The 19,511-nt window shown below is 65.5% G+C and carries 16 protein-coding genes and 1 other RNA gene; 6 read left to right on the forward strand and 11 right to left on the reverse strand.

Features of this window, described 5'->3' with window-relative positions; genetic code table 11:
• Positions 1–175 precede the first annotated feature (175 nt).
• From acuI to ACEQXV_RS00480, 4 genes are all read right to left on the reverse strand, one after another.
• Positions 176–1,168, reverse strand: a complete 993-nt coding sequence (acuI, locus tag ACEQXV_RS00465; protein ID WP_370267362.1) for an acryloyl-CoA reductase — start codon at positions 1,166–1,168, stop codon at positions 176–178.
• Positions 1,169–1,229: 61 nt separating this feature from the next.
• Complete coding sequence (locus tag ACEQXV_RS00470) at positions 1,230–2,333, reverse strand: dimethylsulfoniopropionate demethylase (protein ID WP_370253775.1); 1,104 nt, start codon at positions 2,331–2,333, stop codon at positions 1,230–1,232.
• A gap of 86 nt (positions 2,334–2,419) precedes the next feature.
• The gene (locus ACEQXV_RS00475; protein WP_370267363.1) at positions 2,420–3,106 is read right to left on the reverse strand and encodes a DUF1326 domain-containing protein; all 687 of its coding nucleotides are present in this window, start codon (positions 3,104–3,106) and stop codon (positions 2,420–2,422) included.
• A gap of 16 nt (positions 3,107–3,122) precedes the next feature.
• Entirely contained in the window at positions 3,123–3,860 is a 738-nt protein-coding gene (locus tag ACEQXV_RS00480) for a DUF2182 domain-containing protein (protein WP_370267364.1), read from the reverse strand.
• Positions 3,861–3,969: 109 nt separating this feature from the next.
• Between ACEQXV_RS00480 and ACEQXV_RS00485 the strand changes: the two genes are divergently transcribed.
• From ACEQXV_RS00485 to ssrA, 3 genes are all read left to right on the forward strand, one after another.
• Positions 3,970–4,704, forward strand: a complete 735-nt coding sequence (locus tag ACEQXV_RS00485) for a FadR/GntR family transcriptional regulator (protein WP_370254623.1) — start codon at positions 3,970–3,972, stop codon at positions 4,702–4,704.
• A 45-nt stretch (positions 4,705–4,749) separates the two neighbouring features.
• A complete protein-coding gene (locus ACEQXV_RS00490) occupies positions 4,750–4,980 on the forward strand; it encodes an aspartate aminotransferase (protein WP_370267365.1) in 231 nt (76 codons plus the stop codon).
• Between the two features lie 120 nt (positions 4,981–5,100).
• Positions 5,101–5,453, forward strand: a transfer-messenger RNA (tmRNA) gene (gene ssrA / locus ACEQXV_RS00495).
• A 31-nt stretch (positions 5,454–5,484) separates the two neighbouring features.
• Here the strand turns inward: ssrA and ACEQXV_RS00500 are convergent.
• From ACEQXV_RS00500 to ACEQXV_RS00510, 3 genes are all read right to left on the reverse strand, one after another.
• A complete protein-coding gene (locus tag ACEQXV_RS00500) occupies positions 5,485–6,030 on the reverse strand; it encodes a hypothetical protein (protein ID WP_370267367.1) in 546 nt (181 codons plus the stop codon).
• A gap of 119 nt (positions 6,031–6,149) precedes the next feature.
• Complete coding sequence (locus ACEQXV_RS00505) at positions 6,150–7,520, reverse strand: oligosaccharide flippase family protein (RefSeq protein WP_370267368.1); 1,371 nt, start codon at positions 7,518–7,520, stop codon at positions 6,150–6,152.
• Positions 7,517–8,338 (reverse strand): glycosyltransferase, encoded by an 822-nt coding sequence (locus ACEQXV_RS00510; protein ID WP_370267369.1) that lies wholly within the window; start codon positions 8,336–8,338, stop codon positions 7,517–7,519. The genes ACEQXV_RS00505 and ACEQXV_RS00510 overlap by 4 nt, the downstream gene beginning before the upstream one ends.
• A 77-nt stretch (positions 8,339–8,415) precedes the next feature.
• On the opposite strand from ACEQXV_RS00510, the gene epsE reads away from it, so the two are divergent.
• On the forward strand, positions 8,416–9,630 hold the full coding sequence (gene epsE / locus ACEQXV_RS00515; RefSeq protein ID WP_370267370.1) for an exopolysaccharide biosynthesis GT4 family glycosyltransferase EpsE: 1,215 nt from the start codon (positions 8,416–8,418) through the stop codon (positions 9,628–9,630).
• On the opposite strand, the gene ACEQXV_RS00520 is transcribed toward epsE, so the two are convergent.
• From ACEQXV_RS00520 to ACEQXV_RS00530, 3 genes are read right to left on the reverse strand one after another with little or no spacing between them, the layout of a single operon-like run.
• Positions 9,627–12,401, reverse strand: coding sequence for a calcium-binding protein (locus ACEQXV_RS00520; RefSeq protein WP_370267372.1), 2,775 nt, complete (start codon positions 12,399–12,401; stop codon positions 9,627–9,629). The genes epsE and ACEQXV_RS00520 overlap by 4 nt on opposite strands.
• Entirely contained in the window at positions 12,388–13,725 is a 1,338-nt protein-coding gene (locus tag ACEQXV_RS00525) for a glycosyltransferase family 4 protein (protein WP_370267373.1), read from the reverse strand. Before ACEQXV_RS00525 ends, ACEQXV_RS00520 begins: the two co-directional genes overlap by 14 nt.
• A gap of 8 nt (positions 13,726–13,733) precedes the next feature.
• On the reverse strand, positions 13,734–15,113 hold the full coding sequence (locus tag ACEQXV_RS00530) for a hypothetical protein (RefSeq protein WP_370253200.1): 1,380 nt from the start codon (positions 15,111–15,113) through the stop codon (positions 13,734–13,736).
• Between the two features lie 142 nt (positions 15,114–15,255).
• Between ACEQXV_RS00530 and ACEQXV_RS00535 the strand changes: the two genes are divergently transcribed.
• Positions 15,256–16,455: a glycosyltransferase family 4 protein gene (locus ACEQXV_RS00535; protein WP_370267374.1), complete on the forward strand. Its 1,200-nt coding sequence runs from the start codon at positions 15,256–15,258 to the stop codon at positions 16,453–16,455.
• Here the strand turns inward: ACEQXV_RS00535 and ACEQXV_RS00540 are convergent.
• Positions 16,424–17,110 carry a sugar transferase gene (locus tag ACEQXV_RS00540; protein WP_370267375.1) on the reverse strand — a complete coding sequence of 229 codons (687 nt, stop codon included), beginning with the start codon at positions 17,108–17,110 and terminating at the stop codon, positions 16,424–16,426. The genes ACEQXV_RS00535 and ACEQXV_RS00540 overlap by 32 nt on opposite strands.
• Positions 17,111–17,981: 871 nt before the next feature.
• On the opposite strand from ACEQXV_RS00540, the gene ACEQXV_RS00545 reads away from it, so the two are divergent.
• Positions 17,982–19,292 (forward strand): HlyC/CorC family transporter, encoded by a 1,311-nt coding sequence (locus ACEQXV_RS00545; protein ID WP_370267377.1) that lies wholly within the window; start codon positions 17,982–17,984, stop codon positions 19,290–19,292.
• Positions 19,293–19,511 lie beyond the last annotated feature (219 nt).

The following is a 19,511-nucleotide window of genomic DNA, read 5'->3' on the forward strand; positions in this document are numbered from 1 at the left end:
CCGTCGAGGAGCATCTTCTTCAGCAGGTCGCGCTTCACGTCCTGGTCGCTCAGCTCGTCGGCATCGCCGGGGCGCAAGTAGATGCCATCAAAGGGCAGGTCGTTCGCCTCCAGCCAGGCCAAGGTCGACCTCGCCATGGACATGGGCGCCGCCAAGGGCGGCGACACTCCGTCGCTCAGGCGTTCACATCGACAACCACGCGCCCGCGCACGCCACCCTTCAGGATCGCCCGGCCAAGATCCGGCAGGTCGGACAGCACGGCCGGGTGCACCATGGCGTCCAGCTTGTCCATCGGCAGGTCGGCCGCAATGCGCTGCCAGGCGCGCTGGCGGTTCTCGAAGGGCTGCATGACGCTGTCGATCCCCAAGAGGTTCACCCCCCGCAGGAGGAAGGGAATGACCGTCGCCGGCAGCCCCGCCCCACCTGCGAGGCCCACGGCCGAGACCGAGCCGCCATATTTCATCTGGCCCAGGACACGCGCCAGCATGGCGCCACCCACGGCATCGACACAGCCCGCCCAGGTTTCCGATTCCAGCGGGCGCTTGACGGTCTCGTTGATCTCCTCGCGGGCCACGATGCGCTTGGCTCCCAGCCCCTTGAGATAGTCTTCCTGCTCGGGACGGCCGGTCACACCGGCCACGTCATAGCCCAGGCTGGCCAGGATCGCGGTCGCGACCGACCCCACGCCACCGGCAGCGCCAGTGACCAGCACCTCGCCCTTGTCGGGGCTGAGCCCATGATCTTCCAGCGCCATCACCGCCAGCATCGCGGTAAAGCCCGCGGTGCCCACGGCCATCGCCTGGCGGGTGGTCAGCCCCTCGGGCAGCGGCACCAGGTAGTCGGCCGGAACGCGCGCTTTCTGCGCATAGCCGCCCCACCGGTTCTCTCCCACGCGCCAGCCTGTCAGCACCACCTTGTCACCGGGCTTGTAGCGCGCGTCTTCCGAGGACTCGACCGTGCCTGCGAAATCGATGCCCGGAACATGGGGATAGCTGCGCACCAGGCCGCCGCCGGGGCCGATACACAGCCCGTCCTTGTAGTTCACGGTGGAATAGTCCACCGCCACGGTGACGTTGCCCTCGGGCAGGTCATCCAGGCCGATCTGTTCCACCGCGGCCGAGGTCTTGCCGCTCTCTTCGTCTTTCCTCACCACAAGTGCGTTGAACATCTCGCTTCCTTCCTTCGATGCGTCGGGGCGCGCGGCCTGGCTGGCCCGCGCCCTGTCAATGTCAGTTCCAGAACGCCTCGTACACCGTTGCCGCGCGCACCCCGGCGGGGGTCACCACATCAACCTCGGTGAAGGCGTCCCAATGAGTCATGCGGATCATGCCGATCGACACGTTGGTATTGAAGTCGGGCGACCAGGCGGCCGAGCTGATATGGCCGACCTGGCGGTCGCCCGCCATGACCGGCCAGAGCCGGTCGCAGGGCGGCACTGCATCGCCGTGGATCTCGACGGGCCGGATCTGCTGCACGGGGCCTTCCTTGGCCACCCGCAACAGCGCGTCGCGCCCGACACAGCCAATGGCCGTGGCGGTATTGCAGAAGCGGCCCAGGCCGCATTCATGGGGCGTGTTGTCATCGGTCATGTCATTGCCGTAGGACAGCAAGCCGCCCTCGATCCGCTCGATCAGGTTGGGGCAGCCCGCGCGCACGTCGAGGTCCTTGCCCGCCTCCATCAGCGCGTTCCAAAGCGGCATGCCGATATCGGAGCCTTCGACGTAGATCTCGAACCCGCCCTGCTTTGAATAGCCCGAACGCGCGATCACCAGGTCCCGGCCCTGGAAATCGAAATGCCCGAAGCGGAAGAACCGCACGTCGCGGATCGAGTCGCCGAAGACCCGGGACATCAGTTCGTCGGATTTCGGCCCCTGCACCGCCAGCGGCGACACGTCGGGCTCGTCGACCAGAACGTCCAGCCGATAGCCATAGGCGATGCCCTTGACCCAGAGCAGCAGGTCGCTGTCGGCGATGGAGATCCACCAGCGGTCATCGGCCAGCTTCACGGCAACGGGATCATTCAGCATGCCGCCGGTCTCGTCGACGATCGGCACGTAGAAGCACTGGCCCGGCAGCATGCCGCGCAGATCGCGCGGGGTCAGCATCTGCATCAGGCGGCCCGCATCGGGCCCGCGCAGTTCCACCTGGCGCTCGCAGGCCACGTCCCAGACCTGAACGGCCTGCTTGAGATGGTGGTAATCCTCCTGCACGGACCTGAAAACCGTGGGCAGGAGCATGCGGTTATAGACGGTGTAGCCTTTGACGCCGGCGGCCTCGACACCCTCGGAAAACGGGGTGCGGCGCAAGCGGCGGGACGGGGAAATCAGAGCCATCGCGGCAGACTCCAACCGGGGTGGGGATTGGGGGCCCAAGGCCCCGCGCCAGTCGCGGGGTCTCGGGAATTCTTGTCAGGTGCCGATCAGCGGCCCGGGCCCTTCCAGTCGATCTGGCAGATCTCGGCGGACTTGCCGTCGAAATCCCAGACCCGGCCAAAGGCGCGCACGCGGCCCTTGGTGGCGGTGGCCACGGTGATGTCGGGGCCCATCCAGTATTCCGAGTTGGTCACGACGATATCCTTGCCCTCGTTGCCGGGGACCGGAACCACTTCGCCCTGGATCATCTTGCCGACCATCAGGCGGCGGGCATTGCCCTCGGTTTCAAAGACCACCGGCGCGCGCTCGGCGCCCAGGAACTCGGCCACCAGCATCTTGAAGAGGCCCGTGGTGCCCTTGGCTTTGCCCGAGAAGATGTCGATCAGGCCGTGATAGGCATTGTGGCTGGCGCGTTCGTCGATGAAAGCTGCCGCCTTCCAGCCGCCGCGGGCCATGTAGCCGGGGATCTCCAGCATCAGGCCCACGTTCAGACCCGACAGGTCCTCGTCGCCGTAATAGCCGCTGTCGATGCGCACACCGGCCCAGGCCTGGCACCAGTTTTCGGTCGGGGGGTGCTTGCCGAGCGAGATCACGCAGGGGCAGAACACGGTGCAGTTGCAGTTCAGGATCAGCTCGCCCTTGATCGCCCATTCAACGGTCCCCTGCCCCGACTTGTGGGATTCGGGGTGGCGATTGTCGATGCGGGCCGGCGCCTCGATGCGGTCGCTTGCCATAGGTCTTTCTCCTCTCTCAAAGTCCGGTCACGGCGATCCAGGCCGCCGCAGCCAGCAGCGCAACCCCCAGGGGCCGCGTCAGCCAACGCCCGATCTCGGGCAGTTTTTCCAGCACCATCAGGATGGTGGCGAGCCCCATGAAGGCGATGTTCATCACGCCGCCCACGAAACCCAGAAGCATGAGCGCCCAACAGCACCCCAGGCAGACCGCGCCAAGGCGCAGGCCATTGCGCAGCGGGCCCTCGTCCCAATGCTGCATGAAGAAGGTGAGGGGCGCGCGGCACTTGGACAGGCACGCCTCCTTGATCGGGCTGAACTGGTAGGCACCGGCCAGCGCCAGAAGCCCCGCCGAAAGCGCCGCCGACAGGCTGCCGCCGAGCGGGTCAATGAGCCCCGCACCAAAAAGCAGCATCTGCGCTGCCGCCGCGAAGACCGAGAAGCCGAGCCAGATGGCGAGGTAACCGCCCACGAGCGCGGCAAAGCGGGTCTCTGCCCCGGTGCGGGCCAGGTCCTCGTAGGTGGCAAAGGCGGGCAGCGCCGTGGGGGCCATCATCGCCGCCGACATCAGCGCCCACATTGCCACCATGCGGGCAAAGCCGGCCCCGTCGGGCGTCAGCGTGCAGAAATCGGCCCAGAACTCGGCCCCGTAAAGACGGCCCGCCGCGCGCAGGTCTGCTGGGGCAGACATCATGTAAAGCACCGCCCAGGCCGCCAGGATGAGGCCAAAGAGCGCCAGCCAATGCGGCGCGCGCATCGCTCTGATCCTTTCGGCAATCACAGGCGGTCCTCCCCGACTCAGGTGTTGCAATTTAAATGTCAGACTTTTAAATGTCTGACAAATGAATTTTCGGAAGTGACGCAACGTGAAAATCGACCCCAAGAGCTCGGCCGACCTCTCTGCACAGATCGCCAAGGCGATCCGGGATTCCATCGTCGCGGGCGACCTGATCGTCGATGAACGCTTGCCCTCCGAGGCAGAACTGGCCGATCAGTTCGATGTGTCGCGCCCGACCGTGCGCGAGGCCCTGAAACGACTTGCGGCGCAGTCGCTTATCCGCACGCAACGCGGCGCGTTCGGTGGGGCTTTCGTCAACCGCTTGTCCTATCCCGACGCCTACGGCCAGCAGATCACCACCTCGACGCTGCTGCTGTCGATGAACGACGTGAGCTTCGACACGGCCTGCGAGGCGCGCTACGCGCTGGAACGGGCCTGTGCACCGCTCTCTGCCGACCGGCGCAGCGCAGATCACCTTGCTACCATGCGCGCCGAGATTTTCCGCCAGCAGCAGCCGGGCCTGACCGACGAGGCATTCTGCGCCTCGGACGTCGCCTTTCACCGGGCGCTGGTCGATGGCGCGATGAACCCGGTCCTGTCCTACCAGCTGGCTGGCGCGGTCGAGGCGATGCAGCCCCTGATGAACATGATCACCTTCACCGCCCGCTCGCGCGAGGCGATCGTGGGCCTTCACACGCGCATCGCCGATGCCATCGAAGCGCGCGACGGGGCGGCGGCCTGCATCGGCCTGACGGAGCTGGAAGCCTACACGGTCACGCTGGCGCGCTCGGTGCTGGAGGAACGGGCCCGGCGCGGAAAGTAAGCGGTGTTCACCCGGCGTTAACCCTGGCCGGGGCAGGCTCGGCGCATGATGAGACCGACAAACCGTTTTTCCCCAGAGGGCTGGCTTCGCGATGTCTTCGCCTCTCGCGCAGTTCAGCAAGGCCAGGTCATCCGCCGCCAGAAACGCGACATCGAACATTACGCGGGCATGCCGCTCTTCCTGCGCGAGGTTCGAGAACGCGGCTTTCAGGCCGTGGAAAACCGCGACCAGGTGGTGATCTTCTGCAACCAGGCCCCGATCCGTCGCCTGACCTAGCGCTTTCCGGCACGGAAAGCGGTTGAAATCCGCTGCGGATTTCAGGTCGCGCGCGTCCCGCCGCGCGCCCCTGTTTTCCGCCTCGGAAAACAGCCGAAATCTGTGCCAGATTTCGCGCCACCCCTTTGCAACCGGTCCAATCCCGCCTATATCTGGGTCGTCCCTTCGGGGACTATGGACATAAACGCGCTCGTAATAAGCGGATCGGACCCGGGGGCGGTACCCGGCGGCTCCACCAACATCCTTCGTTTGGGGATCATGGGGCCGAAACAGGATCGACGAACGTCTAAAGGGGTTTTGCTTTGTCCCGGCTGTCTGCCACCGTTATCGGCGAAAACAGTACAATTGCAAACGACAATCGTGCTCCGGCAATGGCTCTGGCAGCGTAAGCTGCTTAAGTCGCCGAAACTAAGTCCTTGCGCCTAGCCGCGTAAGGCGGGGTTCGCAGGCACCTGGCACCAGAAGCCTGCACTTTCCCCACCTCACGCCGACCCAGGACGGGGCTCAGTCATGGCCGCGATGCTGGCCTTCATCGTCGGTGCCATTGCCGCCGCCATGGCCCCGACCGACGCCGCAATTGCCGCCACAGGGACCATCCCCCGATCCGTGACCCCGCCCGTGATCCCGGTCATCGTGGTCATCCCGGTCATCGCGATCGTCATGATCGTCGTGACCGTCATGGTCCCGATCATCGTCTTGCGCGTCCTCCGGACCAGTGCCGGCTTCACCCGAACCGCCGCCGTTCTCGGGAACGTCCGGGGAGACGCCCCCTCCTGCGCCGCCATCGAACGGGGCCGGATTCACGCCGGGGGCCAGTTCGGGCGCTGCGGGTGCTAGGGCACCATCGGTCCCGAGCCGTTGCTCGAGGCCCGCAGGCCCCCCGAATTCCTGGCCGCTGCGGGTGACGATGGGGCCGGAGGAGCACGCGGAAACGGCGCTGAGACCGGCAACCAGGAGGAAACCGCGCAGTGCGGCGCTGCGGAACGACACGGCTTGGGCGCTGACGGGCACGAAACGTGCCGCCTTGGCGCCGGGAAGAAGGCGCTTCATGACAATGATCCTTTGTATCAGTTGGGAACGGGGCTACCGTTACGGGCTATGTTCATGGGTCTTGCGACCCGCCGCCCGCGTTCATTTATCTTTGGTTGTCAATAATTTGAGAAAGTGGGTTAGCCCGGCTGCATGGCCGCAAGCATCTCGATCAACGGCCAGTTCCACCATAGCGCCAGCCCGCCTAGGGCAAACCCGACCGCGTAATAGATGATGTCATGGATCGGATCCCAGGCCCGGCTGCGAGAGGCCAGCCAACCCACGACCGGATGCGCGGCCAGCATCGCAAGGCCCTGCCCCGCCAGCGCCCCTGGCAGACCGTAAAGCGTGATCCCCGCAACCATGCCCACGACCACGAAGACCGCGCGCGTTGCCGCCAGCACGAAGAAGCGTTTAGAATCCCCCGCCGCCAGCGCCGCCTGGTCATAGGTCACGCCCACGATGGCCGGGATCTGCACGACCGAGATCAGCACCACCATGCCCCCCGCCGCGATGTAACGCGGGTCATAGAGCAGCTCGATCAACCAGTGCCCGAAGAAGGCCGGCACCATCACCATGACGATCATGCCTGCCGTTGCCAAAAAACGCAGCTTGCGCAGGCGCAGAAAGTTTTCCCGGCTCTCGCCCGGCGGGCTTTCGCGGTAAATCGGGATCATCACCTTGCGCACCACGACCGAGCCCATCATGAACGGGAAGGACGCCCAGAAAAAGCCGATGTTGTAGATGCCAAAATCATGGGTGCTGAGCCAGCCGCCGATCACCACCTTGTCGGCCTGACCGATGGCAAAGCCGGCGATCGTGCTCAGGAACACCCATTTGCCGAAATGGATCAGCTCATGCGCGGCCTCGGATTCCCACCGGAACCGGTTGCGCGCGCCCGGCAGGAAGAGATCGAAGAGCACAACCTGAGCAACGGCCGACAGGACCCCGGAAATGACAAGTGCCCAGACCGATTGCGTGGCCCATGCCAGGCCGATGGCGAAGAGAACCCCCACCAGCTGCGTGCCCATGTCCAGGAGCGTCACCCGCCCCGCCTTAAGGTGCCGGTTCGCGGTCTCGTAGCGCGTTGGCGTGAACCCAAGCACAAGCTGCGTCAGCGCGGCCACGGGCAGGTAATAGACCAGGTCCGGTTCGCCGAAATAGATGGCCATCGGCCAGGTCAGCGCACAGGCCACCATCCACAGGCTGACCCCGCGGATGATCTGGATCGTCCAGGCGGTATCCAGGAAATCACGGTCATCCCCGCGCTTGGACTGCATGATCGCGGGGCCAACGCCCACGTCGGAAAACATGGCCAGCCCCATCAGGAAGACCGAGACCATCGCCATGACGCCGAAGGCCTCGGGGAACAAAAGCCGCGTGAGCACAAGGTTCGAGGCCAGCCGCAGCACCTGCGAAAAGCCGAAGCCAAAGAGGTTCAGCCCCGCGCTGCGCATGGCGCGCTGCATCAGCCCCTGGCCTTGCGAATACCTTTGGATCGCCCCGATCATCTGCCCCGGCTCCAGTCCTTGGGCGCGGGCAGGATCTTCACCGCCAGCGCCACGCCCGTATAGGTCATGAAGCCGATCGGATCGGCAAGGGCAAGGGTCAGCTTGCCACCGGGCCCAAGCCTGCGCTTGTCGTCGTTTTGCAGGCAGTCAGGGAAAAGCCGTTCGATCTCGGCCACGCCCGCATCCTGCCGCCGCCGCACCCGAACAAGGGCTATAAGCCCTTCCGCGATCGGCCAGTCATAAGGGGCATCGACAAGATGGCGCTCGTCGGGGGCGAACTGTAGCCGGACATAGGTGTCATCCGAGATGATCGGCGGAAAGGCGTCCCACCGCGCGCGCCCCGGTCCGTTCACGGCAAAGAGACCGCAACCGGGCACCCCGTCGGACATGAAAGGAACGCGCGACCAGAAGCGGGCGTAGGCCCGCGCGGTCGCGCCCTGCCCCGTGATCCGGACCTTGCCCGACGCATAGGCAGGCGCGTCCCCCTTGAGCGCGGCCCAGAGCCCGGCCAGAAGTGCAGGGCTGACGGTCACATCGGCATCGAGATAGACCCGCGCGGGGAATGCGGCGGCCGCGTCGCCTGCATTGAGCGCACCCGGCTTTCCAAGCCCCGGCAGGTCCAGCACCGTGAAGCCCCAGCCCCGCGTCTGCGCATCCTGGGCAAAGCCTTGCGCGACCTTCACCGTGCCGTCGGTGCAGCCATTGGCCACCACGATCACCTCTACTGGCACCGCGACCGCGTCTGAGGCCAGCAGCGCCGCCAGGCAACCCCCGATCAGGGCCGCCTCGTTATGGGCCGGGAGGATGACCGAGATCATGCGCCACCCCTTTTGCCTTTGACCTGACAGGCGTTTTTTCGCAGGTTGGGGACGGGCAGAGACAGGCAAGACATTCCATGACCGCGACGCGCACCCTCGGCTATCTCGTGCCGCAATTCCCCGGCCAGACCCATATCTTTTTCTGGCGGGAGATCGCCGAGCTGGAAAAGCGAGGCGTGAGGGTGGAGCTTTTGTCGACCCGCCATCCCCCGGCGGGGCTGGTGGCCCATGACTGGTCTGCCGAGGCGATGGCGCGCACCACCTATCTGGGCAAGGCCGATATGCTTGCGGGCCTTGCCGCCCTGCCCCGTCTGCCCTACCGGGCGCTCTTGTCCGAGGCCACGTCGGGCGGCGGCGCGATGGTCAAGGATATCGCGGTCTCCCTCCCCGCGGCACAGCGGCTGATCCGCCATTGCCGCGCGCGGGGCATCGACCACGTGCATGTGCATTCCTGCGGCCGCGCGGCGCTGATTGCCGCCATCGCCCGCCAGATGGGCGGGCCGCGCTATTCCCTGTCGCTGCATGGGCCCCTGTCGGATTACGGACCGGGGCAAGGCTTCAAGTGGCGTCACGCGGAGTTCGCCTCGATCATAACCCGCAAGCTTCAGGCCGAAATGCAGGCCGAAATGCCGAACGACCTGCCTGCGCGGCTCTTCATCCAGCCGATGGGGGTCGATACGGACGTGCTGACGCCCGAGGGTCCTTATCGGCCCGTGGCCGAGGGCGGAAGGCTGCGGCTCTTCAGCTGTGGGCGGCTCAATATCGTGAAGGGGCACCAGGACCTGATGCAGGCCGTGCGCCTCCTGCGTGACGCAGGCCGCGACGTGGCGCTGACCATCGCGGGCGAGGATGACGACGGCGGCAGCGGCTATCGCAAGGTCCTGGAAGCGCGGATCGCCGAGCTTGGGCTCTCCGATCACGTTACGCTTCTGGGGGCTGTCGATGCTGCCAGGGTGCGCGACGAGATCCGCGCCGCGCATATCTTCGTCCTGGCCAGCTGGCACGAACCGCTCGGCGTGGCCCTGATGGAAGCGATGAGCTGCGGCACGCCCACGATCGGCACCAACGCGGGCGGTGTGCCCGAACTGATCCGCGACGGGGTGGATGCCGTTCTCGTGCCGCCGAAATCGCCCGAGGCCCTGGCCCAGGCCATTGCGGCCCTGGCCCATGATCCCGACCGCGCGGCGCGGCTGTCCCTGGCCGGGCGCGCACGCATCGTCGAGGGGTTTCACTCGGGCCGCGGGGCCGAGATGCTGATCGACGCGATCTGGGGGCCGGACCTGCATCCCTAGCCCCCCGCAAGGCCGTAGAAGACGCCCGGTTCGCCTTCGAACTCGGCCAGTTCGACCGAGCGCAGGAAGATCGGGCCACCGGGGCCGCTCAGAACCGACAGCGCGCCCTCTTCGCTCAGCGCGTAATCGGCTGCCATCCCGGGCAGGATCGCCACGTCCTGGCCCGCGCCGCCATGGGCGCGGTCGCCCGGACCAAGGTGCAGCCGGTCATTCCCGTCGCCGCCAATGAAGACGTCGCGTTCCGGCGTGCCGGAGAGGTCGTCATTCCCGGCGCTGCCCCACCGGTAGACGCCATGGGCAAAGGCACCCTCGGCGCGGCGGTCCCATCCGCCGGCGGTTGCGTTGTAGGCTTCCAGCGTGGCCCATCTGGGGTTCATGTCGTCCAGGTGGCGCGCGGCACCCCAGCTTCCCCATTGGCTGGGGGCACTGACATCGACGAAAGCATTGAAGAGCGTGCCCTCCGACTCGCGCCATCCGATCATAAGTTCAGCATATAAATCAGCTATTTGCGGAGAGTAGTTCAGGTCGATGAAGAACCGGGTCAGCTCCGCGTCCCAGACGTTTTCACCAAGCCCCACCACATGTGTGCCGCCTTCATACATGACCATCTGCAGTCCGTGATCTGCGGCGATGCGGGCATGGTAGGGGAACCAGTCGTCGATGAGTTCGTACAGGGACCCTTCCCGCAATGCCTCGGCGGCGCGCTCGATCCCGTCGGGGCGGGCCGCCCAGTCGCGCACCTGGCCGGACATTTCCTCCAAGCCCAGTTCGGTGCCGAAATACCCTGCAACGGCATAGGCGTCGAAGCTTTCATGGGGCGGGGCATGGCCCTCGGCCACGGCCAGCGGAGCGTTCAGCAGCGGCTCTTCCAGCCCGGGCCACGAGGTCTGGGTCGCGATGATGCGCAGCAGGCGGTCTTGCTGCCCGGCGAAGACCTCGGCCCAGATATCGGCGACCTGCGCCGCCCGCAGCCCGGCATATTGCATCCAGGCGTCCCCCTCGGCCCCGTTCCAGCGTCGTGCCGCCATCTCGGCGGCCCAGTGGGCCTGGGGAAAGAGGAAGTTCCAGACCTCGTTCGACCATTCCACATGGGCGCGCAGATCGGGGGCCAGACGCTGTTCCACATAGGTTGCGAAGGCGCGCACATAGGCGTCATCGGCCATGTGGGGCAGCGTGAACCAGGGATCGGCACCGACGCGATTGGCAAGATCGACCATGATCTCGACCGGAACGCCCCGGCGCACCCAGGTATAGTCGTCGCGGCGCGGCCTGTCGGTCCAGATCACCTGCGGCGAGGCATTGGTATCCATCCAATCCATGAAGCGCAGCACGCGCAGGTCGCGGATGCGGTCGATCCAGTCAGGGTTGAAGACCTCGCCAAGCTCATGCAGGGCGATGTGATCGGCGCGCAGCACGACGATATCGCGGATCGGGTCGGCGGCGTCGGTCGCCTCGATCCGCAAGGCCACCGGGCCTTCGCCCGGGGTGAAGTCGAACCACGCCTCGTGATCGCCCATCTCGACCGCCTCGGCACGCCCGCCGATCCTGAAGGTGCCCCGCCCCTGCCAGGTGACACGGTAGCGCCCTGCGGTGCTGATCGCCTCTTCCGGCAAATCGGTCAGGACGAAGCTTTCCAGCGCCACGATCCCCTCGGGCAGCCCAAGAGGCCATCCCTCATCGGTCAGGTAATTGGCTCTTTCCAGCGCAATGGCATCGGTCGCGCCCCATTGCTCGGTGCTATGGCCGACCCAGGGCCGCGCCGAGTGCATGAGGTTGATGAAAGGCAGCTGCGTGGACCAGTCCGACAGGCCATTGAGCCCCATGCCGAGCGCGGGATCGGCGATCCCCGTTTCAGGCGCAAGGCTCGCGTGATCCTCCAGAGCCGATCCACGCGCCCGCGCCCAGATGAAGCCCGCAATGTCGGCATAGTGGTCGCGCACGCGCGGATGAATGCTGTCGGGCAAGGTCACGTCCAGCGGCGGGGCTTCGTTGAAGATCGAAGTGTAACTGACCAGTGCAGCGAGGAAATATAGCGTAGGCGTGCCATGCGGCGCGTCGTCGAGATATAGATCCTCGGGCGCCAGTTCGGACAGGTCCGTGTCCTGGAACAGCTCCGCCAGCACAGACGCCACTGGAATCAGCGTCAGGTCCAGTTCGGGCCGCTCGGCACGGATCAGGTCCACGTAATCCACATACCAGTCGTGATAGTTGCCCCGGTTGTAGTCGTGATACCGGCTGAGCGCCCGCGGGCGCGGCGGGAACCGGTTCGAGATCAGCGCCAGGTCCGACCAGCCCTCGTAGATGAAGAACCGCGCATCGCGCGCCTGGAACTCGGTCCAGTCGAAGACGCGCAGCGTGGCCGAGACCGGGCTGTAGCCCTGCGGGTTGTCCCATCCGTAAGGGGCATCCGGCGGCTCGGACTGGATGAAATTGGCGGTGTTGAGGATGATCGTGTTGAAGCCCGCGCGGCGGAAGGCAAAGCGTTCGGAATCCCAGACCGAAGGCACCTGCTCGAACGACCAGTTGGGCTCGGGCGGAAGCTGGTCGGCGAATTGCAGGGCCGAGCCGAAGGCCCCGTCCGCAGCAAGGCTGTGCCCGCCCGCCCGCGCCAGCAGCGCCAGCCAATGGGGCATGGTGGTCTCGTCGCTGCCCGAGACATGGTTGATCAGCGAATTGCCGTAGATGAAGGCGCGCACGTCCTGCTGCGCGCGGGCCGGAAGGCTGACCCCCAGCACCAGCACAAGGGCCATCACGATCCTACTCAGCCGCATTGGCACCCCCTGCCCCGGTCGCATCCCCTGCCAGCGGTTCCGGCCTGTCATCGCGTTCCCCCATCACCCAGTCGTAAATCTGTGAAACCTGTTCGGCCTTGCGGTCCCATGTAAACTGCGCGCGCACTCTCTCCAAGCCGATGCGGCCTGCTTCGGCCAGGGCGGCTCGGTCGCGCTCCAGCCGGTCGAGTTCGGCCCCGAACCCCGCGACGATGGCAGCGCGATTGCCAAGCGGCACGCGCCAACCGCCGCCGCCCGCCAGCAATTCGGCGGGCCCCGCGTAGTCGACGATCAGCGCAGGCAGGCCAAGCGCCATCGCCTCCAGCACCACGCCCCCGCCAAATTCGCGGATCGAGGGGAAGGCCAGCAGATGCGCATCGGCCAGAACGTCCTGCACCGCTTCATGGACCATCCAGCCGTGAAACCGGATCGCCTGCGCCACCCCGAGCGCGTCCGCCTGCGCCTTCAGCCCCGGCAGCATCGGCCCGTCTCCCACCATGTCGAGTTCCATCCGACCTGCCTTGAGCAGCGGCGCGGCGGCCTCGATCAGCATGTCGGGGCCCTTGTAGGGCACCATGCGCCCGACGAAAGCCGCGCGCAGCGGCCCCTCGCCCGCGGGGCGGGCCTGTCGGGTGAACCGGGCGGGGTCGACGGCGTTTTCCGGGATGTAGACGGTCCTGGGCCGCACCGGCCCCGGCATCTCGCTTTCGGTGTGGCGGCTGCCCACGAGGATGGCGGCCGCGTGGGTCAGGCTGCGCCTGCGCCCGGGAAGGGCCTTGTAGGCCCCGCGCAGGTAACTCAGCCATTCCCGTTCCTGCCGCCGTTCGGCGTCAAAGGCGCGGGGCCAGGGCACGCCGCCGTTCAGGGGCCCCAGAACGAAGGGCACGCCCGCGCGGGCGCATTTCGCGGCGAGCGGGCTGGAAATTGTGGGCGACAGCGGGGTGACGCGGTGCACGATGTCAAACCGGCCCGCGCGGATATCAGCCCCGAAGGCGCGCCAGATCAGCCGTTCGAAATGCGGGTAGGAAAGCGCGTTGATCGCCTGCATCGTGGTCCAGCCCTTGCCGCCCCCGCCCCGCAGGCGCTCGCCAATGGCCCAGAGGGGGCGGGCGAAGGCCTCGGAATCTATGGCGGTGAAGTCGCGCCCTTCCACGAGCCCTGCCCTCAGGATCGCCTCGCGATTGCGGACCTGGGTGACCAGGTGCACATCGGCCACCCGCCCCAAGGCCTGCGCCAGCGACCAGCCGATCAGCGGCACGCTGACCCATTCGGGGTTCGCAGCCTCGGCGATCAGCAGCACACGGGGACGGGACGGCTGAGACATGACGCCCCTCACAACACGGTGCGCAAGGGGGCCAGCCCCAGGCGTCGTTTCACGGTCTGAATCTCTTCCGAATAGCCCAGAAGCGCCCCGGCGAAGAGCCAGGTCATCGGTGTCAGCGTGGCATTGGGGATCATGTCGATCACATTGACCGCCAGGATCATGACCGCCCCCCCGACCCAGGGCTTTATCGTTGTGCCAAGCGCGGTCACCCGCCACCACACCAGCAGGATGGGCAGCAGGATCAGCCCGAATTCCGCGATGAAGCCGGCCCAGCCATAGACGCCGATCGTGATGATCCAGCGCCCGTCGGTGGTGGTCGTGATCTCGCCCGCGCTGTTGTAGATCTGGTTACGCCCCCAGGTGCCCCATCCGAAGACGGGACGTTCCATCGCCCGGTCGATCAGCACGTTTTCATTTTCAAGCCGGAAACGCAGGGAATTGGCGCGGTCCGCGTCGATCCCCTCGGCAGCGCTCAGGATCTGCTCTTCCGGCACCCAGTGCAGGGATTTCAGCGCCGGGTAGGCCATCACGATGCAGGCCAGCAGCATTGCCACGCGGAATTGCATCCGCATGCCCAGCAACAGGATCACCGGCACGAAGGCCATGCCGTAGAGGATGGAGGCCATGGATTTGCACAGGATCAGCACCACGCCCATATAGGCCGCCGCCAGCCACCACACGACCGCCGTGCGCGTCGCGGTGCTGCGCGCGATGGTGATCCCCGCCAGAACGGCCGTCAGCGCCAGGAAGGCCGCCCAAAGCCCGTGGTAGAGGAACACGATCGGTCGGAAGCCGTCCCCCCGGATCATCTGCTCGAAGGAATGCTGGAAATAGCCGTAGATCCAGATATTGAGCTGCGGGCTGAGCCGGACCTCCAGCAGCATTGGCAGGGAATAGACAAGCCCCGCGATCAGCATGGCCCACAACAGATCGCGAATGTCGTCATCGGTGCGCAGGAAGTTGCGCGCCAGAAGCAGCGGCGACACCAGAAGCGCCTGGTTGATGCATTGGGCCACCGCCTCGCGGATACGCAGGGGCGGCAGGCTGAAACCGCCGAAATGCACGGGATCCATATTGGTCAGGACCGTGCCTATGGGGCTGAAGATGAAGAGCAGCACGAGAAAGCGCGCGGTATTGTTGTCGGGCAGGTATTGCAGCTTGTCGCGATACATCACCAGGCAGACGATCAGCGCCGCGAGCCCTGGAATGGTCTGCTTGGTCAGGGGCGGCATCAGCGGGAAATCGAACCCCGCCGGGAAGGGCGGCAGGAAGAGATAGCCCACGATCAGCGAGGCCAGCAGCGCACGGCCGGGCTTGAGCCTGACAAAGAGCCAGACCACGAAAGCCGGGTAAATCACCAGCGCGAGTGAGGCGAGCGCATTGGGCATGCCTGTATCCGGTCGTCCTTTACGTCTGCTTCGTCATGTTTATGCCCGGATTCCCCCCTACAGGGGGGACGAATACGGGGTATACCCTGTACATTGGGCAGAAATATGCCCCACGGGCAGCAAATGGGCAAAAGGCATCCGCATGGGCACGGGCAACAGCAGACGGTTGAAGATCGCCTATCTGTGCGATTTCGACCCGCGCGACCCGACGCTCTATTCGGGCGGCAATGCACGGATGCTGGCCGCGCTTGAAACCCATGCCGGGGATGTGACCGTCCTGCCGCAGGACTGGGGCCTGGCCGAGCCCCTGCGCCGCGCGGTGCTGGCCGCGCCCGAGGCGGTGTCGATCCGCGCGCGCTGGCGGCTGCACCTGCTGCTGTCGCGGCTGGTGGCGGGCCGCGTGGCCCGGGCTTTGGCGCAGGACCGCTTCGACGTGCTTTTCGGGGCCTACGCCTTTCACGCCCTGCACCGGCTGCGCCCAACCTACCCGCTTGTCACCGCCTACAGTTCGGACGCGACGCCCACGACCTACAAGCAATCCGAGATCGGCCAAAGCTTCGGTTCCTGGTTCGCGCCCTCGCGGGTGCTCGATCCGTTGATCGAAGCCGCCGAGCGGCGCACCTTCGGCGCGCTCGACCTTGCGCTCTGGCCGTCGGACTGGCTGACGGATGCGGTGAATGACCGCTACGGGCTCGACCCCGCGCGGTCGATGACCGTCCCCTGGGGCGCCAACGTGCCCGATCCCGGCCCAGGAGTGGGCGCGGTGCTGGTGCCCGGACAGTCGGTGAATATCCTTCTGGTCGGACGCGACTGGACCGCCAAGGGCGGATGGGTCACCGCAGCAAGCGTCGCGGCGCTGCGCGCGGGCGGCATCGACGCGCGCCTGACCGTGGTGGGCTGCGTCCCGCCCGAAGAGATTTCGCGCGAGGGCCTGGTCGTTCATCCCCATCTCGACAAGTCCGACCCCGCCCAGATGGCCACCGTCGAGGACTGTTTCCGCAAGGCCCATTTCCTGATGATGCCCTCGATGGAATCCTACGGTTTCGCCTTTTGCGAGGCGTCGGCCTACGGGCTGCCCTCGCTTTGCCTGCGTGCAGGCGGCGTGCCGGTCTGGGACGGGGTGAACGGACATGCGCTGCCGCTTGGATCGGGACCCGAGGCGTTCGCGGCCCTGATCCGGCACTACCTTGACGCCCCACAAGAGCATGCCGCCCTGCGCGCGGGCGCAAGGCGGGTCTATGAAGAGCGTCTGAACTGGGATGCCTGGGGGCATCGCGTGGCCGAACTGTTGCAAAAGCAGGTCGCGCGGATCAGTGACCGGTCCCGCGCAGCACCACGCTGAAGGTGCGCCAGATGATCGCGAGATCGGTGCGCAGCGACACCGCCCGGTAATAGGCCTGATCGAAGCCTGCGCGTTCGTGAAAGCTCGACTCGTTGCGCGCCGAGGTCTGCCAGAAGCCGGTGATACCAGGGCGCATGACATAGTATTCCGTGCCCGGGTATAGCGCACGCTGGTTGCACATCATCGGACGCGGGCCGACGATGGACATGTCCCCCATCAGAACATTCCACAGCTGCGGCAGCTCATCGAGCGAGGTCCGACGCAGGAAGCGGCCAAGCGGGGTGATGCGCGGATCATTCTTCAGCTTCTGGTGACGCACCCATTCGGCCCGGGCCTCGGGGTTCTCGTCCAGGTAGCTTTCCAACACCCGGTCCGCCCCCGGCACCATGGTGCGCAGCTTCCACATGCCGAATACCCGGCCATGAAGACCGACACGATCCTGCCGATAGAAAGGCGAGCCGCCTTCGCGCAGCACCAGCATGATCGCGGCAATGGCGATGATGAGGGCCGTCGGAATCGCGGCGAGCAAGACGATCGAGATGTCGAGTGCCCGTTTCACACGCTGGCGATAGAGCGAGCGCGGGCTGGTAATGGACAGCGGCAATACCGCATGCGGGGCTTCCCCCTGGCTGTAAAGGCCGAAACGCTCATACATCGACACACCCTCCGGGTGGCGACCGGCAACAGCCGGACGCGGGACAAAGCGCTTCCCTGCCCCGCCAAGCGACTCGTGGCGCGGTTAAGAAAGTCATTCAGTTTGTGGGTGCGAGAAGGCGCAGACGGTGCCCCGGCGTTGTTCCGGAGCGTTCGGTCATCCCCACCTGGTTACACGTTCGGATGAAACTGGCAGCGAACCATCCGATACTATCAAGTCATGACCAAAACACTCTTTCGCACACGTCCAATAACCATTTGCGGCAACATTGCGTCAATTGCGCAGTGAGCAGATCAACCTATGCGTGTTGGAAAAAATGTGGCTGGTTTGTGGCACATCCATAAACAAAAGATATTCCAATCTGCCATTTGAGCGAGGAAACGGCCTGGGAGTAGCGCTATTTGTCTCTATTTAAGAAACAATTAACGCCTCCCAATTCTCCTTATGGTTGCATATCACCTTGTGACCTGTCCATTTAGACAGTTTTCACCTCCGGCGTGGAAACAACAAAATCTCAGACCCGAGCCGGCGAAATCCATCGATCGGAGAAGATCTGCGTGGGAAGGCTGTGGCAGGATTTCGGCACCGAGCGGGTCAAAATCGGGCTTGCGATCATCCAGGATCGGACAGATCAACTTGAAGTTGTGCGATTTGTCAGAATTGTGGCAATTTGAGGCCAAAATCCGGCGCAAATCCGGCCACTTATGGCGCAAGCCCGATTCGCGAGACACTGGAAAACGGTCTTTCGGGATGGGGAATGACCCTTTCGGGTCTACAATATCCATCGCCCTGATGCGTCAGTTCGAAGCCGCTTCTTGATCCGGCCTGCCCCGCACCCCATAACCTCTGGCGAGTGAGAAACGGAGATACCATGCCCGAGATCGACCCAGCCCTAGACGCATCCTTCTGGATGACAGCCGGTGCCATCCTGGCGCTTCTGCTGCTGTCGGCCTTCTTTTCCGGATCGGAAACGGCGCTGACGGCGGCCTCGCGCGGGAAGCTCAGGGCGCAGGCTGATCGGGGACAGGTCGGGGCGGCACGGGCGCTGAAACTGACCGAGGACAGCGAGCGGCTGATCGGCTCGGTCCTGCTTGGCAACAACCTGGTCAACATCCTGGCCGCGTCTTTGGCAACCTCGCTCTTCACCCAGGCCTTCGGGGAAAGCGGCGTTGCGCTGGCGACCCTGGTGATGACCGTGCTCGTTCTGGTCTTTGCCGAGGTGCTGCCCAAGACCTATGCCATCACCAACGCGGAAAAAGCGGCCTCGATCGTCAGCCCGCTGATCCGCGTGGTCATCATGGTCTTTTCGCCCATCGTGTCGATGGTGCAGGTGCTGGTGCGCGGCATGCTGCGCCTGTTCGGCGTGCAGACCGACCCCGACAGCAAGGTGCTCTCGGCGCATGAGGAAATCGCCGGGGCGATCACGCTTGGCCATTCCGAAGGCGTGGTGGAGAAGGAACATCGCGACCGCTTGCTGGGTGCGCTCGACCTGGGCGAACGCACCGTGGAAGAGATCATGCTTCACCGCTCCAATATCGAGATGATCGATGCCCAGGCCGATGGCGAGGCGATCCTGAGCCAGCTTCTGCAATCGCCCTATACCCGCCTGCCCGTCTACCGGGGCGATCCCGAGAACATCATCGGGCTGGTCCACGCCAAGGACGTGCTGCGCGCGATGGACCGGCTGGTGCGCGGGCCCGATGCCTCGGAAGCGGGGCTCGCCGCCTTTTCGGTGACCGACGTGGCGATGAAGCCCTATTTCATCCCCGAGACCACGACGCTCGACGACCAGATGCGCCAGTTCCTGCGCCGCCACACGCATTTTGCGCTGGTGGTGGATGAATATGGCGCGTTGCAGGGCCTGATCACGCTGGAAGACATCCTCGAAGAGATCGTGGGCGAGATCACCGATGAATTCGACGTGGAAGAGGTGCTGAACCTCGCCCCCGGCCCCGATGGCAGCTACGTGATCGACGGTGGCATGACCATCCGCGACCTCAACAGGGCCACGGACTGGAACCTGCCCGATGAGGAGGCCAACACGGTGGCAGGGCTGGTCATCCACGAGGCCCAGATGATCCCCGAGGAGGGCCAGGTTTTCAGCTTCCACGGCTTCCGCTTCGAGGTGGCCGAGCGTCAGCAGAACCGCCTGACCCAGTTGCGGGTGCGCAAGCTGCTGTAGGCTTGCAGGGTCTCGCCGCCTGCGGCGTCGATCCGGGAACGCCCCTCCTTAAGCCCCTTTCGGGGCCCGCGTCGGGACGTATTGCCATGGCCCGGCAGACCCGGCAGCGCGCCGATGCGGGGGACCATGCGCGCCGACAGGGCGCAACGCCTCCGGCGGGAGTATTTTTGCCAAGAAGAAGAGGGCATGTCGCTTTTTGACTTGCAGGGCCGGGCCCGC

Source organism: Nioella sp. (assembly GCF_964229645.1).
Lineage (GTDB): Bacteria > Pseudomonadota > Alphaproteobacteria > Rhodobacterales > Rhodobacteraceae > Nioella.